The organism is Mycobacterium sp. JS623, assembly GCF_000328565.1.
Classification (GTDB): Bacteria; Actinomycetota; Actinomycetes; order Mycobacteriales; family Mycobacteriaceae; genus Mycobacterium.
Genome location: NC_019966.1, coordinates 5,702,667 through 5,724,926, shown reverse-complemented (window position 1 = coordinate 5,724,926; position 22,260 = coordinate 5,702,667). Strand labels below are relative to the sequence as shown.

Genomic DNA, 22,260 nt, shown 5'->3' with positions numbered 1-22,260 from the left:
AGAGGGAGTACCCATGGCTCGCAAGGCCTCTGTCGCGATCGTCGGGTCGGGCAACATCAGCACCGACCTGCTGTACAAACTGCTGCGCTCAGAGTGGCTGGAGCCGCGCTGGATGATCGGCATTGACCCGGAGTCCGAGGGGCTGGCCCGCGCACGCAAGCTCGGGCTGGAGACGTCACACGAAGGCGTCGATTGGCTGCTCGCGCAAAGCGACAAGCCGGATCTCGTTTTCGAGGCGACCAGCGCCTACGTCCACCGCGACGCGGCGCCCAAGTATGCAGAAGCCGGAATCCGCGCGGTCGACCTGACACCTGCCGCCGTCGGGCCCGGCGTGATTCCGCCCGCCAATCTGCGGCAGCACCTGGATGCGCCGAACGTCAACATGGTGACCTGTGGTGGGCAGGCCACGATTCCGATCGTGTATGCGGTCTCGCGTGTCGTCGACGTGCCGTACGGCGAGATCGTGGCGTCGGTGTCGTCGGCGTCTGCCGGACCGGGCACCCGGGCCAACATCGACGAGTTCACCAAGACCACCAGCGCGGGTGTGCAGGACATCGGCGGCGCCAAGCGGGGCAAGGCGATCATCATCCTCAACCCGGCCGAACCGCCAATGATCATGCGCGACACCATCTTCTGCGCCATTCCCGAGGACGCCGACCACGACGCGATCACCCAGTCGATCAAGGACGTCGTCGCCGAAGTGCAGACCTACGTTCCTGGCTACCGGCTGCTCAACGAGCCCCAGTTCGACGAGCCGTCGGTGGTCAACGGTGGCAATCACCTGGTCACGACGTTCATCGAGGTCGAGGGCGCCGGGGACTACCTGCCGCCGTATGCGGGAAATCTGGACATCATGACCGCGGCGGCCACCAAGGTCGGCGAGGAAATCGCCAAAGAGTCGCTCGCAGTAGCTGGAGGCCAGGCATGAGCACCGATATTTTCTTCAACCCGGTGTGGGACATCCGCATCACGGATACGTCACTGCGTGACGGGTCGCACCACAAGCGCCACCAGTTCACCAAAGATGAAGTACACGCGATTGTTTCGGCCCTGGACGAGGCAGGCGTTCCGGTCATCGAGGTCACCCACGGTGATGGGCTCGGCGGGTCGAGTTTCAACTACGGATTCTCGAAAACCCCTGAGCAGGAACTGATCAATCTCGCGGCCGAAACCGCCAAGGAAGCCAAGATTGCATTCTTGATGCTGCCCGGGGTCGGCACCAAGGAGGACATCAAGGAGGCGCAGAACAACGGCGGCTCGATCTGCCGGATCGCCACGCACTGCACCGAGGCCGACGTCTCTATCCAGCACTTCGGCCTTGCCCGCGAGCTCGGTCTGGAAACCGTCGGGTTCCTGATGATGAGCCACACGATCAGCCCGGAGAAGCTCGCGGCGCAGGCACGCATCATGGCCGACGCCGGATGCCAATGCGTGTACGTCGTCGACTCGGCGGGCGCGCTGGTGCTCGAGGGCGTGCGAGACCGCGTCGCCGCCCTTGTCGCCGAGCTCGGCGACGACGCACAAGTGGGCTTCCATGGCCACGAGAACCTCGGCCTGGGTGTCGCCAACAGCGTTGAGGCGGTGCGCGCTGGCGCCAAGCAGATCGATGGCTCCTGCCGCCGATTCGGCGCCGGTGCCGGCAATGCGCCGGTCGAGGCGCTCATCGGCGTCTTCGACAAGATCGGCGTGAAGACAGGCATCGACTTCTTCGATATCGCCGACGCCGCCGAAGAGGTCGTCGCACCCGCGATGCCGGCCGAGTGCCTGCTCGATCGCAATGCGCTGATCATGGGGTATTCAGGGGTGTACTCGAGCTTCCTCAAGCACGCCATCCGCCAGTCCGAGCGCTATGGCGTGCCCGCCCACCAGCTGCTGCACCGGGCGGGTCAGCGCAAGCTGATCGGCGGCCAGGAGGACCAGCTGATCGACATCGCGTTGGAGATCAAGCGCGAACAGGACGCCGCGGCGGCTGCAAAGTAGGGGCCGATCCACGCGAAATGCACCTGTTGTAGGGAAAGTGCAAGAGCGGGCCTACAAAACGTGCGTTTGGGCGACCGCCGTCCGGTAACGCTTCGCTCCGGCCAGCGAATACCAGATTGGAATTCGTCGACCAAGGAGCCACCCGTGAAACTTCGTAACGTCGTCCTGGCTGCGTTCGGCACCCTGGCCTGTGCGGCGCTGAGCGTGCCAATCGCCAGCGCCGACCCCGAGACCGAGCCCGCTCCGCCGAGCGACTGCAACGCCGGCACCCTGGCCAAGACGGTCAGCTCAGTCACGGCGTCGCTGTCGGACTACTTCGCGGCGCATCCGGACGCGAACCAGGCCCTGATCGATATCACCCGGCAGCCGGCGTTTGTGGCGATGGGACAGGTCGACAGTTACTTCAAGGACCACCCGGATCAGGCCAACGACCTGCGTGCCATCCAGCAGCCGCTGGTCGACTACAAGAACCACTGCGGCATGGAGGTGTCGCCGACCGACGCGCTGACGGTCCTCGCCGAGGTCTGACCTGCGAGGTGTTTAGCGGTCCCGGGTAACCGGTTAGGCCTTTGGTCGCGGCTTTTCGTCGCAGACCGAAGGAGTGATTCGATGTATGTGTCCGCAACGACCGTGCGACGCGGCCTTTACGGAATGTTCGCCGGCGGCGTCTTGGCCCTTGGATCGGCGGCCATCGTCATGCCGGTCGCCAACGCCACTCCCGACGCTTGCAGCCAACGTGGAATCGCAACTACCGCAAGCTCGGTGTCGGCGTCCACCGCGGCCTACCTGTCTGCACATCCGCAGACCAACCAGGAGCTGACGGACATCGCGAAGCAGCCATCTGACCAGGCCGAGGCGACCTACCAGGTGTACTTCGACAGCAATCCGCAGATCGCGAACGACTTGCAGGCGATCAACCAGCCCGCCGATGATCTGTTGGCGCAGTGCGGTGTGACGGTGACGCCGACGCCGATCTCGGAGATTCTGCAGACGCTGTAATCAGGTAAGGCAGGCAAGATGGGCCTGTGACCGTCACCGCACCCATTCAGCGCCGTAGGCGCATCGGGTCGATGGAAATCTTGCTCGCCTCGCTCATCGCGCTGGCCTTGGCGGCCGGCGCGATGAGTGCTTTTGTGGCCGGTCATGCCGACGTGAGCGTGGCCGCGACGGTGTTCTGCGGCGTGTTCGTTCAGGCATTGCCGTTTCTGGTGCTCGGTGTGGTGATCAGCGGCCTGATCGCCGCGTTCGTGTCGGCTGACAGGCTGGCCCGCTGGCTGCCGTCTCAGCCCGCGGTCGCCGTGGCGGTCGCCGGAGTGGGCGGTGCTGCGCTGCCGGGCTGTGAATGCGGCTCGGTTCCGGTGGCCCGACGACTGTTCGGGGACGGGGTGTCCGGTGCGGCCGCGTTGACGTTCATGCTGTCGGCACCCGCCATCAATCCCGTCGTGCTGGTGGCCACGGCGGTGGCGTTTCCCGGCCAGCCCGCGATGGTGCTTGCCCGGTGTGTGGCGTCGCTACTCACCGCGATCACGATGGGACTGCTGTGGCAACGCTGGGGCCGCGCCGAATGGGTGACCCGGCGCTTGCCAACGCCACACGCCACCGACGTCTCTCGCTGGACGGTGTTCACCGAGGCGGCACGCCACGACTTTCTGCAGGCCGCCTCCTATCTGGTACTCGGCGCCGCTGCGGCAGCGCTGCTACGAGTTGCTTTGCCGCCCTGGGTATTTCAACATCTGGCTGGGCACCTTGTGCTCGGCGTTCTGACTATGGCGCTGCTGGCGGTCGTGTTGGCACTGTGTTCGGAGGCCGACGCCTTTGTCGCCGCCAGCCTGACAATGCTGCCGTTGCTGCCGCGGCTGGTGTTTCTTGTCGTCGGACCCGCGGTTGACGTCAAGCTGTCGGCGATGCAGGCCGGAATGTTCGGCCGTCCCTTCGCAATTCGCTTCGGCCCAGCGACCTTCGTCGTCGCCACGGTCATCCCAACCCTCGTCGGACTGGTGGTCCTCAGATGAGCAGGGGCACGCAGAACACCCTCGTCCTGCTTGTCGGGCTCAGCGCGCTCGTGATGGCGATCAAGGGCACCTACCTGAACTTCGTGAAGCCGTCATTGCTGCCGTGGCTGATCGCCGCGGCCGTCGTACTGATTGCCCTTGCAGTGGCGTCCATCGTTCACGATCTGCGACGCGCCCCCGATGCCGACGAGCACGGGCATCGGCGTCGGCCGTGGCTGGTGTGGCTGCTGCTGGTGCCTATCGCGCTGACGACGTTCGTGGTACCGCCGCCGCTCGGCGCGCAGGGAGCCGCGCCCGCGGCCGTCGCCGTGACTGCACCGCCGAAGCGAGCGTTTCCGCCGTTGCCCGCCGGACGCGCGCCGACCGTGTCGATTCCCGACGTGGTCATGCGGGCCGCCGCGGATTCCGCCGATAGCCTCGACCGCAGGCTCATCACGCTTGCCGGCTTCACGGTCAAGTACCCCGAGGGCACCGATCTTGGCCGCGTCGTCATCGTCTGCTGCGCGGCCGACGCGCAATTGGCTCGAGTCCATCTGTCCGGCGCCGCGGCGGCCGAGGCGGCGGGCTACCCCGAAGACACCTGGCTGCAAGTGGAGGGCACCGTGGTCCCCGGAACGTCGACAATATCGACCAACTTCGTTCCGACGGTTGCGGTGTCGCGGGTGACACGCATCGACAAGCCCGCGAATACGTACGCCTACTAGCCTGCAGGCTTTGCGCCGCCGAGTTGTTTGGTGACGGCGTCGGCAGTCGCCACCAGTGCGCGCGCCCTCTCGGCGATTTCGTTGTCGGTCAACGACTTTCCGATGTGCATGGACGCGACCATCACCTGACGCTGATAGTGGTCATAGACCGGCGCGGAGATGACGCTGATGTCATGGCGCGTTCGGCCGCCGGCGCTTTCGTCGCGCAGGTAAACCCGCTCGCCGATGTCGGACACCAATTCGCCGAGCAGCGCACGCAATTCGTCGGGCAGATTGCTCGACATGCCCGCCATCAACGAATACAGCCGACGTCCGCCCGGCGTCAGGCGCTCGACGAGGTAGCCGTCGGCGCGGCACGCCGCGATCACCCGGTTGAGCCGTTCGGTGTTCGTCCGCAGCGGGATCGTGGGCTCCTTGGCGAGCCAGTTGCGCTCGGCCTCGTCGTCCCAGAGCACGAACATCAACCCAACGGGAGGCGCGAACGGGTAACTCTGGCCGACCTCGACGCCGGGTCGGGCGCCTGCGGGGGCCACCAGATCCAGCAGCGTGATCCGATCGTCGACCACGCCCGACAGGGCCGCGGTGACATCGAAGCGCGCCGACAGCCTGCGCAACTCGTCGCGGGCCGCGGGGCTGACCCGCATCGACTCCTGCGCCTTGTGTCCAAGCGTGATCAACGACGGCCCAAGCCGGTAGGTCTTGTCGGCGGCGTCCCGGACCAGGTAGCCCGCGTCGGTGAGCGATGTGACGATGCCGAGGCACGTCGGCTTGCTCAGCCCCACCCTGCGGGCCAGGTCAGACAGGCCGAAGCGGTCTTCCGGCCGGCTCGCCAGGAAGTCCAGGATGCGGACGACGCGCTCGGTCGGTGGTGATGCACGGCCGGCGGACTCTGGGGCGGACACGCGAGCAGCGTACATCGCCGGTCCATATATGTACCGTCACGGTCGATATATTGACTCCTGGTAGAACACGTTCTAGTTTCAAGGGCGTGTACACGCAGCCACTCATCGAGGCGATCGCCGAGGCCGAGAAACTGGTCTCCGAAGCGCCGCACATCGAATCCGACGCCGACCTGCTGGAGGGCCTGCAGTACCTTGCGGGCTGCATCGCGGCATGTACGCACGTCGCGTTCGACTACGACCGCGACCATCCCTTCCTGCACACCGGCACCGGCCCGTTCACCAAGATGGGCCTCGACAACCCTGACACGCTGTACTTCGGCACCCGGGTGCTGCCCGGCCACGAGTACGTCGTGACCGGCAAGCGCGGCACCACGACCGATGTGAGCTTCCAGCTGCTGGGCGGCGAATACACCGACGAGGTGGTGCCCGATAGCGAAACCGCATTCGACGACCGCAAGCTCGACATCGCGTCCGACGGCAGCTTCGAATGGCGGTTCCGGCCGGAGACCCCGTCGCAGCTGGTGATCAGGGAGGTCTACAACGACTGGGCGGCGCGGCGGGGCTCATTCGCCATCAAGCGCCCCGACACCGCGGGCACCGCACCGCCGCCGCTGACTCGCGAGCTGATCGAAAAGCGTTACGTCACAGCCGGTAAGCAACTGGTGCAGCGTGTCAAGACGTGGCTGCAGTTTCCGCAGTGGTTCTATCTGAACATTCCGGTCAACACTATGGTGGCGCCTCGACTCACGCCCGGCGGGCTGGCCACCCAGTACTCGTCGGCGGGTCACTACGAGTTGCGTGACGACCAGGCCCTTGTCATCACGCTGCCGGTGACCGATGCGCCGTACCTCGGGTTCCAGCTGGGCAGCCTGTGGTACATCTCGCTGGACTACATCAACCACCAGACGTCACTGAACGGCACTCAGGCGCAAGCCGATCCGGACGGCAAGATCCGCATCGTGGTCACCGACCGCAACCCCGGCGTCACCAACTGGGTCGAGACACTGGGGCACAAGAAGGGGTTCCTGCAGTTCCGTTGGCAGCGGGTGTCGCGTGAGCTGACGGAGGCCGACGGGCCGACCGTCGAGCTCGTCGACTTCGACAAGGTTCCCGCGTCGTTGCCGTATTACGAACAGAACAAGATCTCTGAGGAAGACTGGCGTGCGCGAATTGCCCAGCGCCAGGAGCAAATTGGACACAGGATGGTGGGATAGTAGATGGCCGGTTTGCTGGACAACAAGGTTGTCGTGATCAGCGGTGTGGGTCCTGCCCTTGGCACCACGCTCGCGCGGCGCTGTGCCGAGGCCGGTGCCGACCTGGTGCTGGCGGCCCGCACCGTCGAGCGCCTGGAGGACGTCGCGAAGCAGATCACCGATCTCGGTCGGCGTGCGGTGTCGGTGGGTACTGACATCACCGATGAGGCACAGGTGAACAACCTCGTGTCCGAGACGCTGACGGCGTACGGCAAGGTCGACGTGTTGATCAACAACGCGTTCAAGGTGCCGTCCATGAAGCCCTTCGCGAACACCACCTTTGACCACATTCGAGACACGTTGGAGCTCACCGTGCTTGGCGCACTGCGGTTGATCCAGGGCTTCACGCCTGCATTGACGGAGGCGAAGGGCGCGATCGTCAACGTCAACTCGATGGTGGTGCGCCACTCCGACCCGAAGCAGGGCGCGTACAAGATGGCCAAATCGGCCTTGCTGGCCATGTCGCAGTCGCTGGCCAGTGAGCTTGGCCCCCAAGGTATTCGGGTGAATTCCGTGTTGCCCGGCTACATCTGGGGCGGCACGCTGCAGGGTTACTTCGAGCATCAGGCTTCGAAGTACGGCACCACCGTCGACGAGATCTACAAGGCCGCCGCGGTCAACAGCGACCTGAAGCGGCTGCCCACCGAGGACGAGGTGGCGTCGGCGATTCTGTTCATGGCCAGCGACCTGTCGAGCGGAATCACCGGACAGACCCTCGACGTGAACTGCGGGGAGTTCAAAGCGTGACACCACGTACCGATGTCGGGACCGTCGAGGATTTGCACGCGTCGGCGACGAAGGCCTGCGGGCTCGACGATTTCGGTGCCGATGACGACAACTACCGTGAGGCGCTCGGGGTGCTGCTCGAGTCCTTCAAGAACGACGCCGGACTCACCGAGCTGGGCAGCAAGATGAATCGCTTCTTTGTGCGCAACGCTCTGGTGGCGCGACTGGTATCCGAGGCGGCGTTCAAGCAGTACCCACAGCACGCCGATGTGGCGATTGAGCGGCCGATTTTCGTCACCGGTCTGCCGCGCACTGGCACCACCGCGTTGCACCGGCTGTTGGCCGCCGATCCGCGACACCAGGGTCTTCAGCTGTGGCTCGCCGAGTTCCCCCAGCCCCGTCCGCCGCGCGAAACCTGGTCGGAGAACCCGGTTTTTCAGCAGCTTGACGCGCAATTCACCAAGGCGCACAACGAAAACCCCGACTACACCGGCCTGCATTACATGACCGCCGACGATGTCGAGGAGTGCTGGCAGTTGTTGCGGCAGTCGCTGCACTCGGTGTCGTACGAGACGCTCGCGCATGTCCCGACCTATGCGCGCTGGTTGGCCAAGCAGGACTGGACGCGGTCATATCGGAGGCACCGCAAGAACCTTCAGCTGATCGGGCTGAACGACGCCGAGAAGCGATGGGTACTGAAGAACCCGAGCCACCTGTTCGCGCTCGATGCATTGTTCGCGACGTATCCCGACGCGCTGGTGATTCAGTGCCACCGGCCCGCCGAGACGATCATGGCGTCGATGTGCTCGCTGGCGCAGCACACGACCGAAGGTTGGTCGACCACTTTCGTCGGTGAGACGATCGGCCAGGACTCGCTGGAGACGTGGTCGCGCGGCCTGGAGCTGTTCAATGCCGAACGGGCCAAGCATGATTCAACGCAGTTTTACGATATGGACTACTTCGACTTCATCGCCGATCCGGTCCGCGAGCTGGAGAAGATCTATCGCCACTTCGGCATCGACTTCACCGACGAGACCCGCGCGGCCGCAGAGAACACCCACACCGAGAGCAAGAAGGGCCCGCGTGCGCCGAAGCACGCGTATTCCCTGGCCGACTACGGCTTGACCGACGAGCAGGTCAAAGAACGCTTCAAGGGGCTGTGACACCGCCACAAACTGCACACAACCGACCCAGAACGTCACCCGTCGCCCGGCGAAGCAGCACTAGAGACTTCCTCCAAGCACCCCTCGGCGACCGCGTGTTTGATGCTGTCGGCAAGCTTCGGGCACGCCCGGGCGCGAGCGGACTCACCACCGGACTGCCGGATCTCGCTGAAGTACGCGCAACGTTGTGAGGCCTCCGTGTTCCACTGCACGGAAGTATGCCCCGGCCCCAGCTTTTTCACCTGCACTGTGACGTGACAGAAACGGCAGTCGACCGAGACCAGTCCCGACGTCAGGTACCGCTCCCGGTCGCGCAGGCTGGCTTCCCGCACCGCGGCTGCCCGGTCCGGGTCGGACGCGAAGTCCGGTGCGCCAGATAAACTTCGGGCACCAATGTCCGAATTCGCGCGGTGCTCGTCGTCATCGTCGTGTGCGCCATAGAGCCTCAGCATCGACCGGGCGAGCTGGTCGACGTCTGGGGCTTGATCGCGCGGCGTCATTTAAGAGCCGGTCTTTTCCTCGGCAGCCTGCTGCTTGAGATTCTCCTCGACCTCGACATGCCACTTCTCGTTGGCGGCCGTCGTGTCGATCTCGATCTCGAAGCGGTCGGTCATGTCGGGCGTCACGTCCGCCGCATTCACATAGAACTGCTGATACCAGCGGCGCATCTGATAGACCGCGCCGTCCTCCTCGACCAGCAGCGGGTTGTCGATGCGGGTCTTGTGCTTCCAGATTTCGACGTCCTGCAGGAAGCCCTTGCTGACACCCTCGGTGAACACCGTCGCCAGCTTTTCGGTCGTCTCCTCGTCGAGCCCCTTCGGCTTCTCGACGATCACACCCCACTGCAGCATGAAGGAATTCTGGGTGACCGGATAGTGGCAGTTGATCAGGATCGACTCGGCCTTGAATCCGCCATAGCTGTTGTGCAGCCAGTTGATCATGAACGACGGACCGAAGTACGACGCCTCCGAATCCAGGTGCGCCTCACCGTAAGTGGTGCCCATGTCGTTGATATCCGGGCGGCCGACGTTGTGCAGGTACTGCGACGCGATGTGGCCCTCGAAGACGTTCTTGAAATACGTCGGCAGGCCGAAATGGATGTAGAAGAAGTGCGCCATGTCGGTGACGTTGTCGATGATGTCGCGGCAGTTCGAACCCTCGATCAGGATCGAGTTCCACTTCCAGTCGGTCCACTCGTCGCTGGCGGCCTCGGGAATCTCTGGGACACGCACCTCTGGCTGCGGTGGGTTGCCTTCGTGGTCGTGCCACACGAACAACAGCCCGCCGCGGACATCGGTGGACCACGACCGGGTGCGGGCCAGCCGGGGCGTTCGCTTGGCGTAGGGCACCAGCTTGCACTTGCCGTCGCCGCCCCAGCGCCAGTCGTGGAACGGGCAGGCGACCTCGTCGCCCTTGATCGTGCCCTGAGCGAGATTGCCGCCCATGTGCCTGCAGTACCCGTCAAGCACCTTGACGTCGCCATTGGAGTCGGCGAAGACCACCAGCATGGTGCCGAAGATCTCGATGCCGTGCGGCTTTCCGTCCAGGTAGTCCTGCACCGGGCCAAGGCAGTGCCAGCCACGCGCGTACCTGTCCGGCAGCGCGCCGGCGTCGATCTCGCGAATGCCTGCGGTTTCGGTGGTCACCTCGGGCCTCCCAATCTGTGCTCTCTAACTAGAACACGTTACAGTTTTTGCCCCCCGGGGCGCAATCTAGACGGGTTTTACCTGCGGTATATCTAGACGATGCCGTTGTACTCATTTGAGGGTCGCTCGCCGACGATCGATGGAGGCGCATTCATCGCCCCCACCGCGACGCTGGTCGGCGACGTCCACGTCGAGGCGGGTGCGTCGGTGTGGTTCAACGCGGTCATCCGTGCGGACTTCGCCCCGATCATCATCCGTGAGGGCGCCAACGTGCAGGACAACTGCGTGCTGCACGCCCCGCCTGGCATTCCGGTCGACGTCGGCCCCGGTGCGACGGTTGCGCACGGCTGCGTGGTGCACGGGGTGCACATCGGGGCCCAGGCCGTGCTCGCCAACCATTGCACGGTCCTCGATGGCGCCGTCATCGGTGCCCGCAGCCTCATCGCCGCCCATTCGCTGGTGGTCGGCGGCACGAAGATCCCCGACGAGGTCCTGGTGACCGGCTCGCCCGCCAAGGTGCGGGGTCCGATCGCGGGCACCGGTGCCCAGATGTGGGTGGACACCAACCCCGGCGCCTATCAGGACCTGGCCCGCCGCTACATGACCGGAATGCAGCCCGTTACCTAGCGGTGCGCCGTACCGTGGCGTCATGACCATCGGCCAGGTCGCCGAACTGTGGCGGTACCCCGTCAAGTCGCTGGGCGGGACGCAGATTGAACAGGCCGACCTGAGCGCCAGAGGAGTGCTTGGCGACCGCTTATGGGCCGTTCGCGATGTAGCGAAGGACGTCACGGCATCCGCGCGGCAACTCCCGGTGCTCCTGACCGCGACCGCTCGTTACCTCGGCGCGGTCCCACCCGACGCGGGCCCTGGCAACGTCCCCGAGGTCGAAATCAGCTTCCCCGACGGGACGGTGATGTCCAGCAGCGACGACGGTGTGCACGCCAAGCTCTCCGAGCTCGTGGGGCGCGAGGTGCGGTTGACTGCGCTGCCGCCTGCCGACGACACCAGCCTGCACAAGCTGACTCGTGAAGAGCGCTCCGAAACCATGTCGGCCGGTTGGCTTCGCTCCGCCTTTGGCATGTCAGACGATGAGAAGCTGCCCGACCTTTCGATGGTGCGGGTCTCGGACATGGTCAACTTCACCCGCTACTCGACCCCGCCTGGCATGTTCGTCGACCTTGCTCCTATTCATGTGTTGACCAAGACCAGCCTGGCAACTATCGGCGCAGAGGTCGGCAGCGATCTCAATGTGCGCCGATTCCGGCCCAATGTACTACTGGCACTGGACAATCCAGAAGACGAGCTACCGGAGTCACACTGGACGGGCGCGAACCTCGCGGTTGGCGACGTGGTTCTCCACGTCGCGATGCCGACGATTCGGTGCGTCATGCCCAGCCGCGCGCAACCCGGTATCGAGGTCGACCGCCGCATCACCAAGGCCGTGGCTACTCGAGCGGACCGATGCCTCGGCGTCTACTGCTGGGTCCAAATCGGCGGCAGCGTTCGTGTCGGCGATGGCGTTGCGCTCCAGCCTGTCTCGGCGGGCCGCAAAGCAGTCCTCAACGCCGCGCGGCGTACCAAGCGGCTCACTTTCGGCTTGGTCAACGAAGCGATGGAGCGCCTGTCGCGCTAGAGCTTGCGTGCGCTCGCGGTCGCCTTGTCGAGTTCCCAGTAGGCCCGCAGTGCGACGATCTTGCCGTCGTCGTCGACGCGGTAGGTGAACACTCCCTCAGCGGTGACTTCGTAGCCGGCGGCCCTGATCACGATGTGGCCGACGTTGGCTTCCTCGTTGCCGCAGACGTAGGTCTTCTCGAAGTTGAACGCCAGCTCGCTCGGCGCGATCGCCATGTCGTAGAACTTCGCGATCGCCTCCTTGCCGCGGTGGCCCTTGCCCTCGGGGTCAAAGTGCGAGGGCCCGATCGGATCCTCGACGATGGCGTCGTCGGCGAACACCGCGAGCCACGCTTGTTTATCGTGTGCGACCGCAGCTTCGCGGGAACGCTTGCCCGCCAGATGAACCGGGGAGTCCGTCACCGCTGCCAACCGGAGTGGATATAGGTGTCGGCGAAGCGCTTCAGCGAGTCTTTCTTCTTGTCGATGGGCGCGTCGAAGTCATGACCGTCGAAGATCCACGGGATGACGATGTTGTCGGTGACGCCCGCTTCAGCGAGCTCGCGGTGTCCGTCGACGTCGAACTTGTCGATGCACACCGCCTGGAACTCGAATGGGTCGTCGGCACGGCCGTGTTCGTCCAGCAGCGCCTTCAGCTTGCCGATGATCTGGGCCAATTGGTCGCAGGTCAACATCGCACTGGTCCACCCGTCGCCGATCCGTGCGGCCCGCCGCAGGGCCACCTCGGTGTGGCCGCCGACATAGAACGGCACCGGCTTGCTCGGAGCGGGGCTCATCTGCAGCTTGTCGAAGTCATAGAAGTCGCCGTGGAATTCGACCATGCCGCCGCCGAGCACCAGCTTGATTACGTCGATCATCTCGTCGACGCGCTTACCGCGTTTCGCATACGGGACGCCGCACCACTCGAATTCCTCTGGCGCCCAGCCGATTCCGACACCGAACCCGAAGCGGTTGTTGGTCAGGTTCGCCACCGAGCCAACTTGGCGCGCGAGCAGTAAGGGGTTTCGCGAGCCGAGCTTCATCACGTTGGTGTAAAACCGCAGCGTCGACGTCACCGCGCCCATCGCGCCCGCGACGATCAGCGGATCGGCCCACGGGGTGTCCTCGTTCCACATCCGCGACCCGTCAGCGGTGTACGGGTAATCAGTCGATTGCTTCTCCATGTAGAAGATCGAGTCCGGCAGCGCGATCGAGTCGAAGCCGACTTCCTCCGCGGTCTTCGCGAGTTCGATGAGTTGCTCGATCGGGCTCATCGCCACGCTGACGGTGTATTTCACGGCTTGTCCGCCCCAACGACCCACATCGAGTAGTACTGCGCGCCACCGCCGTACGCGTGCCCCAACGCCTTGCGGGCGCCTGGCACCTGATGGTCGCCGGCCTTGCCCATGACCTGGATCGCTGACTCGGCGAACCGGATCATGCCCGATGCGCCGATTGGATTCGACGACAGCACGCCACCGGAGGCGTTGAGCGGGATCCGGCCGGTGATCTCTGTTTCACCGGCCTCGGTGAGCTTCCAGCCTTCGCCCTCGGGTGCAAAACCCAGGCTCTCCAACCACATCGGCTCGTACCACGAGAAGGGCACGTACACCTCGGCGGCGTCGATCTCGTCGATCGGGCTCTTGATTCCGGCGGCCTTCCACAATGCGGCGGCGGCGTCACGGCTGGCCTGGGGGTTGACTTGGTCGCGACCGGCGTAGGCCAGTGGTTCGGTGCGTAGCGACGTGGCGTGGATCCATGCGACAGGATGACCTTCGGCCACCCGGGCGTCGGCGGCGGCCTCGTTACCGATCACCATCGCTGCCGCGCCGTCCGACGACGGGCAGGTCTCGTCGTAGCGGATCGGATCCCACAGCATCGGGGACTCCATCACTTTCTCCAATGTGATGTCGGGCTGGTGCAGATGCGCTAGTGGATTCTTGGCGCCGTTGCGCCGATCTTTCACTGCGACCATCGCGCCGATATGTGTCGGTGCGCCCGAACGGCGGATGTATGCCCGTACGTGCGGTGCGAAGTAGCCGCCGGCGCCAGCGCCGACAGGCTTGGTGAACGGCACCGGAATGCTCAAGGCCCACATCGCGTTTGACTCGGACTGCTTTTCCCACGCCATGGTCAGAACGCGCTTGTACTTGCCCGATTGCACGAGACTGGCCGCGACGATCGCGGTCGAACCGCCGACCGAGCCCGCGGTATGCACGCGGATCAACGGCTTGTTCGTCGCCCCCGTCGCGTCGGCCATGAACAGTTCGGGCATCATCACGCCCTCGAAGAAGTCGGGTGCCTTGCCGACCACCACCGCGTCGATGTCGTCGAACGTCGAACCCGAATCCGCCAACGCCCTGTCGATGGCCTCGCGAACCAGGCCGTTCATCGACACGTCGTGGCGCTTGGCGACGTACTTGGTCTGCCCGGTGCCCAGCACCGCAGCCAAATTCTTTTGGGATGGACCCGCCATCGGACTATTTCCCTTCCAGGACGGCGACGAGATTCTGTTGCAGCACAGGCCCGCTCGTGGCGTGCGCCAGCACCCGCTGGGCTGACCCGTCGAAGATGTGCTGTGCGGCAAAGCCGATGCGTTCCAGCCCGGCCGAGAACATCGGGTTGGCCGCCAACGCGCCGCCCGAGGGGTTCACTTTCGTCGATGACGGCAGCCCGATCGCTTCGGTGAGGATCAACTGCTGATGGGTGAACGCCGCGTAGATCTCGGCTACCTCGATGGAGCCGGTGTCGCCGCCGGTAGCCGCCTTGGCCGACGCTGCCGTCGACGGCGAGGTGGTCAGGTCACGCGCGCCCAGTATCGGAGTCTCGATGCGGTGCTCGAAACCAGTGATCCACGCGGGATTTTCGCGCAACTCGCGGGCCCTCTCACCTGCGGCCAGCACGATCGCGGACGCACCATCGGTGATCGGCGCGATGTCGTGGCGACGCAACGGGTCCGCGAAGAACGGCCGAGACAGGAGCTCATCGACGGACTTGGCAGGCTTCTCCGAGTCGGTACGGCCCGCCGCCGCAAAGGAATCCAGCGCCACTTGCGCCATCTGCTCGGCGGTCCACTTGCCTGCGTCGAGTCCCATCCGGGCCTGCAGACCGGCCATCGACACCGAATCCGGCCACAGCGGCGCGACTGTGTACGGGTCGGTCTGCAGTGCGAGCACCCGACGCAACGTGCCGGCCGACGACTTGCCGAACCCGTACACCAGTGCGGTCTCGACCTGCCCGGTCAGGAGCTTGATGTAGGCCTCGTACAGCGCCCATGCCGCGTCCATCTCGACATGCGACTCGTTGATGGGGGGCACCGCACCGATCGAGTCGATCGCAGAGATAAACGAGAACGCCCGCCCGGCAAGATAATCCGACGATCCCGAACACCAGAAGCCGATGTCGGTCTGCTGCAGGCCGAGTTCGTCGTAGAGCTGGCGAAAGCACGGCATGAGCATCTCGACGCCGTTGGTGGTGCCGTCGGTGCGGCGAACGTGGGGTGCGTGCGCGAAGCCCACCACTGCTACTCCGTCATTTGAGGTCATCAGATCTCGCCTTTACAGGTGGTGCTTGTAGGTGTCGTAGTCGGCGTCGGGCTCACCCGTCGGCCGGAAGTAGTCGATGTTGTCGATGCCAAGGCCCCACTCCTCGCGCGGCTTCCACACGGCCTGGACCCGCATACCCATCCGGACGTCGGCCGGGTCGATCTCGGTGACCAGGTGCAGGAACGGGATGTCCGCGCCGTCCAGCAGCACATAGGCCGCGACGTAGGGCGGCTTGATCCGCTGGCCCGAGAACGGGATGTTGATGATCGCGAACGTGGTGACCGTGCCCTTGTCGGGCAGCTCGATGAACTGGTCGAGTTCCAGGCCGGTGGCCGGGTCGGCCTCCTTGGGCGGGAAATACACCTTCCCGTTGTCGCCGGTGCGCGCGCCCAGTAGCTTGCCCTCTTCCAGCGCCTTGAGGAATGTGGTCTCGGGCAGCGACGCGGTGTGCTGAATCTCGATGGACGACGGCGTCACCTGGATCTTGACCGGCTCGCGGTCGTCAGGCTGGCCCGCCGGCTCGGCATCTTCGCCAGGGAGGAAGCAGGCGATGTCGGTGATCGCGCCGACCGGCTCGTCAACCCAGTGCGCGTGCACGCGGGCGCCGGTGCTGATGGCGTCGGAGGTGCCCGCATCGACCGCGTGCAGCAGCGCGGTGTCGGCGCCGTCCAGCTTGATGAGCGCCCATGCGAACGGACGGTCCAGCGGTTGGCCCTCCAGCGGGGTCGACTGCCACGTCCATGACAGCACCGTGCCGACGCTGCTCACCGGTACGATCTCGGTCAATTGTTGGTACGTGACCGGGTCGTACTCTGCGGGCGGCACGTGCACGCGCCCGTCTGATCCGCGGACACCGAGAATGCGCCGCTCGCGCAGGGCGCTGAAGAACTGGCTGAGGAGTGGGCCGACTGAACGGGTGTAGTCGAATGAGAGCTTCAGCGGCGCGGAAAGTGGCCGCTCATGCTTGTCGATCTGCACCGGGCTGCTTTGGCTGGTGGTCACGGCATCGAGTAGAACAGGTTCTAAGAATGGTTTCAACCACGGGTCGAGAGGCAGGCTAATGAAGCTGGGTTTGCAGCTGGGATATTGGGGGGCGCAGCCGCCCGAAAACCACGCCGAACTGGTGGCCGCGGCCGAGGATGCGGGCTTCGACACCGTGTTCACCGCCGAAGCTTGGGGCTCGGACGCGTACACGCCGCTGGCCTGGTGGGGCCGCGAGACCAAGCGCATGCGCCTGGGCACCTCGGTCATCCAGCTCTCGGCCCGCACGCCCACCGCATGTGCGATGGCGGCGCTGACCTTGGATCACCTGTCCGGTGGACGGCACATCCTCGGGCTCGGCGTCTCGGGCCCGCAGGTCGTCGAGGGTTGGTACGGCGCGAAGTTCCCCAAGCCGCTGGCCCGCACCCGCGAGTACATCGACATCCTTCGCCAGGTCTGGGCCCGCGAGGCGCCCGTGCACAGCGACGGCCCGCACTACCCGTTGCCGCTTTCCGGTGAGGGCACCACCGGACTCGGCAAGAACCTGAAGCCGATCACGCATCCGCTGCGCGCCGATATCCCGGTCATGCTCGGCGCCGAAGGCCCGAAGAACGTCGCGCTGGCCGCCGAGATCTGCGACGGCTGGTTGCCGATCTTCTACTCGCCCCGGATCGCCGGCATGTACAACGAGTGGCTCGACGAGGGCTTCGCGCGGCCTGGCGCTCGTCGCACTCGCGAAGACTTCGAGATCTGCGCGACCGCACAGGTGGTCGTCACCGACGACCGCCCGGCGATCATGGAGCTGATGAAGCCGCACCTGGCGCTCTACATGGGCGGCATGGGCGCCGAGGACACCAACTTCCACGCCGACGTCTACCGGAGGATGGGCTACGCCGAGGTCGTAGACGACGTGACCAAGTTGTTCCGCAACGACCGCAAGGACGAGGCCGCCAAGATCATTCCTGACGAGCTCGTCGATGACTCGGCGATTGTCGGCGACCTTCCCTATGTCCAGGAGCAGATCAAGGCATGGGAGGCCGCCGGCGTGACGATGATGGTGGTCGGGGCTCGGTCACCCGAGCAGATCCGGGACCTTGCCGGGTTGGTGTAGACACTTCTTGCTACATGTCTAGAACGCGTTCTAGATTGGCCGGATGACTGGCTCAGGGTCTTCGCGTGAGCGCTCAATCATGTCGCAGCACACCATTGCAGGCACCGTGCTCACCATGCCGGTGCGCATCCGCCGGGCGAATCAGCACATGGCGATGTTCTCGGTGGACGCTGACGCCGCGCAGCGTCTGATCGACTACAGCGGCCTGAAGGTCTGCCGATATTTCCCGGGTCGCGCCATCGTCGTGCTGATGCTCATGCACTACCTCGACGGCGACCTCGGCGAGTACTACGAGTACGGCACGAACGTGATGGTGAATCCGCCGGGCTCGAATGCGAGCGGGCCGAAGGCCCTTCAGGATGCCGGGGCGTTCATCCACCACCTTCCTGTCGACCAGTCATTCACGCTCGAGGCGGGAACGAAAATCTGGGGTTATCCAAAAGTCATGGCGGACTTCACCGTTCGCGAAGGCAAGCCGTTCAGTTTCGACGTGACCGTGGACGGCCAGTTTGCAGTCGGCATGGATTTCCATCCGGGCCTGCCGATGCCGGCAGCGCTCACTTCGCGGCCGCAATCCAATCCGACCTACTCATATCGCGACGGCGTGCTTCGCGAAACCATCGGAGAGATGACGCTGCACGATGTGCGCTACCGACTTGGCGGCGCGCAGGTGCGCCTTGGCGACCATCCATACGCGAAAGAACTGGCCTCGCTTGGTTTTCCGAAACGCGCCCTGATGTCGAGTTCGGCAGGCAATGTCGAGATGACATTCGCCGACGCTCGGGAGATCTCATGACGACCACGGTTCCCGACGTCGATCTGACCGACGGCAATTTCTACGCCGACCGCCCCGCCTCGCGCGAGGCCTATCGCTGGATGAGGGCCAACCAGCCCGTGTTTCGCGACCGCAACGGATTGGCCGCGGCGGCCACCTATGCCGCCGTGATCGAGGCCGAGCGCAAACCCGAACTGTTTTCCAATGCGGGTGGCATCAGGCCGGACCAGCCTCCGCTGCCGATGATGATCGACATGGACGATCCGGCGCATCTGTTGCGCCGCAAGCTCGTCAACGCCGGCTTCACGCGAAAGCGGTTGAAGGTGCAAGACGAGTCGATCGGTCGTTTGTGCGACATCCTCATCGACGCGGTATGCGAACGCGGCGAATGCGATTTGGTCGGGGACCTTGCCGCACCCCTACCGATGGCGGTCATCGGCGACATGCTCGGCGTACTGCCCGACGAGCGGGAACTGTTCCTGAAGTGGTCCGACGACATGATGGTCGGACTCAGTTCCACGGTGTCCGAGGCCGACATGCAGGTCACCATGGACGCGTTTGTCGCCTACAACGACTACACCCGCAGCAAGATCGAACAGCGTCGCGCCGAACCGACCGAGGACCTGATCAGCGTCCTGGTGCACTCGGAGGTCGACGGCGAACGGCTGAGCGATGACGACATCCTTCAGGAGACGCTGCTGATCCTCGTCGGCGGTGACGAGACGACGCGTCACACGATTTCGGGTGGTATCGAGCAGCTGATACGCAACCGGGACCAGTGGGATCTACTGCAGAACGATCCTGGCCAGCTCCCCGGGGCGATCGAGGAGATGCTGCGCTGGACATCGCCGTTGAAGAACATGGCACGAACGATCATTGCCGACACGGAATTTCACGGCGCCAGCCTCAAGCAGGGTGAGAAGATGCTCCTGCTGTTCGAGTCGGCGAACTTCGACGAGACCGTTTTCGGTGACCCGGACAACTTCCGGATTCAGCGGGATCCCAACAGCCACTTGGCATTCGGATTCGGCACGCATTTCTGCCTTGGGAACCAGCTGGCCCGGATCGAGTTGATCAACATGACGAGCCGGGTGCTGAAGCGGTTACCCGATCTGAGGCTCGCGGACGGCGCCGACCTTCCGCTGCGCCCGGCGAACTTCGTGTCCGGCCTGGAGTCGATGCCGGTGAAATTCACCCCGACTAAGCCGCTGACCGGCTAGGACAGTGGGGCTGCCTACCCTGTCTTCATGGCCGGGTTGCTGCAGATCGAGGAATGCCTCGACGCCGACGGAGGCGTCGAGGTGCCGCCCGGCGTCACGCTGATCTCGCTCATCGAGCGCAACATCGCCAATGTCGGGGACTCCGTGGCTTACCGGTACCTCGACTTCACCCGATCAGAGGCTGGCCAGCCGACAGAGATCACCTGGATGCGGTTCGGGCATCGGCTGGAAGCCATCGGGGCGCGTATTCAGCAGATCGCCGGCCGCGATGACCGGGTGGCGATCCTGGCCCCGCAGGGCCTGGAGTACGTCGCGGCGTTCTATGCGGCCATCAAGGCGGGAACCATTGCGGTGCCGTTGTTTGCCCCGGAATTGCCCGGTCATGCGGAGCGGCTGGAAACAGCGCTGAACGACTCCCAACCTGCTCTCGTGTTGACCACCAGCGCCGTCAGGGACGCAGTGGACGGGTTCCTCACCACGGTGTCGCCCTGCGCAAGACCACACGTCATCGCCGTCGACGAGATCCCGGACTCGGCCGCAGAGGTCTTCAGGCCGGTGGAAATCGACCTCGCAGACGTTTCTCACCTGCAGTACACCGGCGGCGCGACGCGGCCGCCCGTAGGCGTGGAGGTCACCCACCGCGCGGTCGGCACCAACCTCATTCAAATGATCCTGTCGATCGACCTGTTGGACCGAAACACCCACGGCGTCAGCTGGTTACCGCTCTACCACGACATGGGCTTGTCGATGATCGGCTTTCCTGCGGTATACGGTGGCCATTCGACGTTGATGACGCCGACCGCGTTCATCCGCAGGCCGCAGCGGTGGATCCATGCGTTGTCGGCCGGATCACGCGAGGGTCGGGTGATCACCGCCGCGCCGAACTTCGCCTATGAGTGGGCCGCCCAGCGTGGGGTGCCCGATGCCGCCGACGATATCGACCTGAGCAATGTGGCGTTGATCATCGGCTCCGAACCCGTGAGCATGGACGCGATCCGTGCTTTCGATAAGGCGTTCGCGCCCTTCGGTTTACCGCGATCGGCCGTCAAGCCGTCCTACGGGATCGCGGACGCGACGCTGCTCGTGTCGACCATCGAGCCGGGTGCAGAGCCGACCGTAAAGTATTTCGACCGCAAACAATTGGCTCGCGATAGCGCGGTCGCGACGACCGCCGATGACCCCAATGCGGTGGCGCATGTGTCGTGTGGTCAGGTGGCGCGAAGTCTTTCGGCGGTGATCGTCGACCCCGACGCCGCCGAGGAGCTGTCCGACGGCCACGTAGGTGAGATCTGGCTGCAGGGCGACAACGTCTGTCGCGGCTACTGGGGCCGCCCGGACGAAACTCGCCACACGTTCGGCGCCAAATTGCGTTCCCGTCAAGGTGATTGGCTGCGCACTGGGGACTTCGGCGTGTACTCAGACGGCGAGCTCTATGTCATCGGCCGGATCGCGGACCGTATCACGATCGATGGTTTGCACCACTATCCGGAGGACATCGAGGCCACCACGGCGGAAGCGTCGCCGATGGTGCGGCGAGGCTACGTCGTCGCATTCACCGACGACGGTCAGCGCCTGGTGATCATCGCCGAACGCGCCGCAGGCACAGCGCGCGACGATCCGACACCAGCAATCGAGGCCATCCGAAAGTTGGTGTCGCAGAAACACGGGTTGACGGCGTCCGAGGTTCACTTCGTGCGCGCTGGTGCCATCCCGCGCACCACCAGCGGCAAGCTCGCCCGGTGGGCAAGCCGGGAGCGCTATCTCAGCGCATCTTGAAGTTCGGCGCGCGCTTTTCCTTGAACGCCAGTGGGCCTTCCTTGGCGTCGTCGGAGAGGAACACCTCGATTCCGATCTTGGTGTCGATCTTGAATGCGTCGTTCTCGTGCAGACCCTCGGTCTCGTGGATCGTGCGCAGTATCGCCTGCACGGCCAGCGGTCCGTTGTTGTTGATCACCTCGGCGATCTGCAGCGCCTTCTCCAGTGCCGAGCCGTCCGGAACGACATAACCGATCAGGCCCATCTCCTTGGCCTCAGCGGCGGTGATGTGGCGGCCGGTCAGCAGGATGTCGCAAGCCACGGTGTAGGGAATCTGGCGCACGAGCCGAACGGCCGAGCCACCCATTGGGTACAGGCTCCATTTCGCCTCCGAGACGCCGAACTTGGCACTCTCGCCCGCGACGCGGATGTCGGTGCCCTGCAGGATCTCGGTGCCGCCGGCGATGGCCGGACCCTCGACCGCCGCGATGAGCGGTTTCGTCAGCCGCCTGCCCTTGAGCAGGGCGTCGATTCGCGACGGGTCATAGCTGCCGTCCTTGAACGAATCGCCCGGCGGCTTGGCCGTTGCCGCCTTCAGGTCCATGCCCGCACAGAAGTACCCGCCAGCGCCGGTCAGGATGCAGCTGCGGATTTCCGGATCGTTGTCGACGCGGTCCCATGCCGCCACCATGATCGAGAGCATCTCGGTGGAAAGCGCGTTGCGTGCCTCGGGCCGATTCAGCGTCAAGATCAACGTGTGTCCGCGCTGCTCAAGGAGGGCGTCGGGGCCCTTTTTCGATGTTTCAGCGTCGCTCACGACCAGCCTTCTTTCCAGCGTCGATGCCACAGACTTGAATGAAAATGTAACACGTT

Annotated in this window: 24 protein-coding genes; 15 read left to right on the top strand and 9 right to left on the bottom strand. The window is 64.7% G+C overall.

What is annotated here, in order from left to right; all coding sequences use genetic code 11:
- The first annotated feature begins 13 nt into the window (after positions 1-13).
- From MYCSM_RS27845 to MYCSM_RS27820, 6 genes are all read left to right on the top strand, one after another.
- Positions 14-928, top strand: coding sequence for an acetaldehyde dehydrogenase (acetylating) (locus MYCSM_RS27845; RefSeq protein WP_015309521.1), 915 nt, complete (start codon positions 14-16; stop codon positions 926-928).
- Complete coding sequence (gene dmpG / locus MYCSM_RS27840) at positions 925-1,980, top strand: 4-hydroxy-2-oxovalerate aldolase (RefSeq protein ID WP_015309520.1); 1,056 nt, start codon at positions 925-927, stop codon at positions 1,978-1,980. Before MYCSM_RS27845 ends, dmpG begins: the two co-directional genes overlap by 4 nt.
- A 144-nt stretch (positions 1,981-2,124) precedes the next feature.
- Positions 2,125-2,508: a heme-binding protein gene (locus MYCSM_RS27835; protein ID WP_015309519.1), complete on the top strand. Its 384-nt coding sequence runs from the start codon at positions 2,125-2,127 to the stop codon at positions 2,506-2,508.
- Between the two features lie 81 nt (positions 2,509-2,589).
- Positions 2,590-2,979, top strand: a complete 390-nt coding sequence (locus tag MYCSM_RS27830) for a hemophore-related protein (protein ID WP_015309518.1) — start codon at positions 2,590-2,592, stop codon at positions 2,977-2,979.
- 71 nt (positions 2,980-3,050) lie between these two features.
- On the top strand, positions 3,051-3,992 hold the full coding sequence (locus MYCSM_RS27825; RefSeq protein ID WP_015309517.1) for a permease: 942 nt from the start codon (positions 3,051-3,053) through the stop codon (positions 3,990-3,992).
- Entirely contained in the window at positions 3,989-4,696 is a 708-nt protein-coding gene (locus tag MYCSM_RS27820; RefSeq protein ID WP_015309516.1) for a TIGR03943 family putative permease subunit, read from the top strand. Before MYCSM_RS27825 ends, MYCSM_RS27820 begins: the two co-directional genes overlap by 4 nt.
- On the opposite strand, the gene MYCSM_RS27815 is transcribed toward MYCSM_RS27820, so the two are convergent.
- Entirely contained in the window at positions 4,693-5,613 is a 921-nt protein-coding gene (locus tag MYCSM_RS27815; RefSeq protein WP_015309515.1) for an IclR family transcriptional regulator, read from the bottom strand. The genes MYCSM_RS27820 and MYCSM_RS27815 overlap by 4 nt on opposite strands.
- A gap of 71 nt (positions 5,614-5,684) precedes the next feature.
- Between MYCSM_RS27815 and MYCSM_RS27810 the strand changes: the two genes are divergently transcribed.
- The 3 genes from MYCSM_RS27810 to MYCSM_RS27800 are packed head-to-tail and all read left to right on the top strand — an operon-like array spanning position 5,685 to position 8,740.
- On the top strand, positions 5,685-6,812 hold the full coding sequence (locus MYCSM_RS27810; RefSeq protein WP_015309514.1) for a hypothetical protein: 1,128 nt from the start codon (positions 5,685-5,687) through the stop codon (positions 6,810-6,812).
- A 3-nt stretch (positions 6,813-6,815) separates the two neighbouring features.
- Positions 6,816-7,598 (top strand): SDR family oxidoreductase, encoded by a 783-nt coding sequence (locus MYCSM_RS27805; RefSeq protein ID WP_015309513.1) that lies wholly within the window; start codon positions 6,816-6,818, stop codon positions 7,596-7,598.
- Positions 7,595-8,740, top strand: coding sequence for a sulfotransferase family protein (locus MYCSM_RS27800; RefSeq protein WP_015309512.1), 1,146 nt, complete (start codon positions 7,595-7,597; stop codon positions 8,738-8,740). Before MYCSM_RS27805 ends, MYCSM_RS27800 begins: the two co-directional genes overlap by 4 nt.
- Positions 8,741-8,775: 35 nt before the next feature.
- Here the strand turns inward: MYCSM_RS27800 and MYCSM_RS27795 are convergent, their stop codons facing one another.
- Positions 8,776-9,240 carry a hypothetical protein gene (locus MYCSM_RS27795; protein WP_015309511.1) on the bottom strand — a complete coding sequence of 155 codons (465 nt, stop codon included), beginning with the start codon at positions 9,238-9,240 and terminating at the stop codon, positions 8,776-8,778.
- Positions 9,241-10,386: a Rieske 2Fe-2S domain-containing protein gene (locus tag MYCSM_RS27790; protein WP_015309510.1), complete on the bottom strand. Its 1,146-nt coding sequence runs from the start codon at positions 10,384-10,386 to the stop codon at positions 9,241-9,243.
- A gap of 99 nt (positions 10,387-10,485) precedes the next feature.
- On the opposite strand from MYCSM_RS27790, the gene MYCSM_RS27785 reads away from it, so the two are divergent.
- Together MYCSM_RS27785 and MYCSM_RS27780 are read left to right on the top strand one after the other, a co-directional pair.
- A complete protein-coding gene (locus MYCSM_RS27785) occupies positions 10,486-11,013 on the top strand; it encodes a gamma carbonic anhydrase family protein (RefSeq protein WP_015309509.1) in 528 nt (175 codons plus the stop codon).
- A gap of 22 nt (positions 11,014-11,035) precedes the next feature.
- Complete coding sequence (locus tag MYCSM_RS27780) at positions 11,036-12,022, top strand: MOSC domain-containing protein (RefSeq protein ID WP_015309508.1); 987 nt, start codon at positions 11,036-11,038, stop codon at positions 12,020-12,022.
- On the opposite strand, the gene MYCSM_RS27775 is transcribed toward MYCSM_RS27780, so the two are convergent.
- From MYCSM_RS27775 to MYCSM_RS27755, 5 genes are read right to left on the bottom strand one after another with little or no spacing between them, the layout of a single operon-like run.
- Entirely contained in the window at positions 12,019-12,423 is a 405-nt protein-coding gene (locus MYCSM_RS27775; RefSeq protein ID WP_015309507.1) for a nuclear transport factor 2 family protein, read from the bottom strand. The genes MYCSM_RS27780 and MYCSM_RS27775 overlap by 4 nt on opposite strands.
- Positions 12,420-13,298 carry a TIGR03619 family F420-dependent LLM class oxidoreductase gene (locus tag MYCSM_RS27770; RefSeq protein WP_015309506.1) on the bottom strand — a complete coding sequence of 293 codons (879 nt, stop codon included), beginning with the start codon at positions 13,296-13,298 and terminating at the stop codon, positions 12,420-12,422. The genes MYCSM_RS27775 and MYCSM_RS27770 overlap by 4 nt, the downstream gene beginning before the upstream one ends.
- Positions 13,295-14,476, bottom strand: coding sequence for a thiolase domain-containing protein (locus tag MYCSM_RS27765; protein WP_015309505.1), 1,182 nt, complete (start codon positions 14,474-14,476; stop codon positions 13,295-13,297). The genes MYCSM_RS27770 and MYCSM_RS27765 overlap by 4 nt, the downstream gene beginning before the upstream one ends.
- Positions 14,477-14,480: 4 nt before the next feature.
- On the bottom strand, positions 14,481-15,545 hold the full coding sequence (locus MYCSM_RS27760) for a thiolase domain-containing protein (protein WP_015309504.1): 1,065 nt from the start codon (positions 15,543-15,545) through the stop codon (positions 14,481-14,483).
- 12 nt (positions 15,546-15,557) lie between these two features.
- Positions 15,558-16,547, bottom strand: coding sequence for a Zn-ribbon domain-containing OB-fold protein (locus tag MYCSM_RS27755; protein WP_015309503.1), 990 nt, complete (start codon positions 16,545-16,547; stop codon positions 15,558-15,560).
- Between the two features lie 58 nt (positions 16,548-16,605).
- Between MYCSM_RS27755 and MYCSM_RS27750 the strand changes: the two genes are divergently transcribed.
- The 4 genes from MYCSM_RS27750 (at position 16,606) to MYCSM_RS27735 (ending at position 21,408) form a co-directional block, all read left to right on the top strand.
- Positions 16,606-17,637: an LLM class F420-dependent oxidoreductase gene (locus tag MYCSM_RS27750; protein WP_015309502.1), complete on the top strand. Its 1,032-nt coding sequence runs from the start codon at positions 16,606-16,608 to the stop codon at positions 17,635-17,637.
- A 79-nt stretch (positions 17,638-17,716) separates the two neighbouring features.
- Positions 17,717-18,433 (top strand): acetoacetate decarboxylase family protein, encoded by a 717-nt coding sequence (locus MYCSM_RS27745; RefSeq protein WP_015309501.1) that lies wholly within the window; start codon positions 17,717-17,719, stop codon positions 18,431-18,433.
- A complete protein-coding gene (locus MYCSM_RS27740) occupies positions 18,430-19,632 on the top strand; it encodes a cytochrome P450 (RefSeq protein ID WP_015309500.1) in 1,203 nt (400 codons plus the stop codon). Before MYCSM_RS27745 ends, MYCSM_RS27740 begins: the two co-directional genes overlap by 4 nt.
- Before the next feature lie 27 nt (positions 19,633-19,659).
- The gene (locus MYCSM_RS27735) at positions 19,660-21,408 is read left to right on the top strand and encodes a fatty acyl-AMP ligase (RefSeq protein WP_015309499.1); all 1,749 of its coding nucleotides are present in this window, start codon (positions 19,660-19,662) and stop codon (positions 21,406-21,408) included.
- On the opposite strand, the gene MYCSM_RS27730 is transcribed toward MYCSM_RS27735, so the two are convergent.
- On the bottom strand, positions 21,395-22,204 hold the full coding sequence (locus MYCSM_RS27730; protein ID WP_015309498.1) for a crotonase/enoyl-CoA hydratase family protein: 810 nt from the start codon (positions 22,202-22,204) through the stop codon (positions 21,395-21,397). The genes MYCSM_RS27735 and MYCSM_RS27730 overlap by 14 nt on opposite strands.
- Positions 22,205-22,260: the final 56 nt, after the last annotated feature.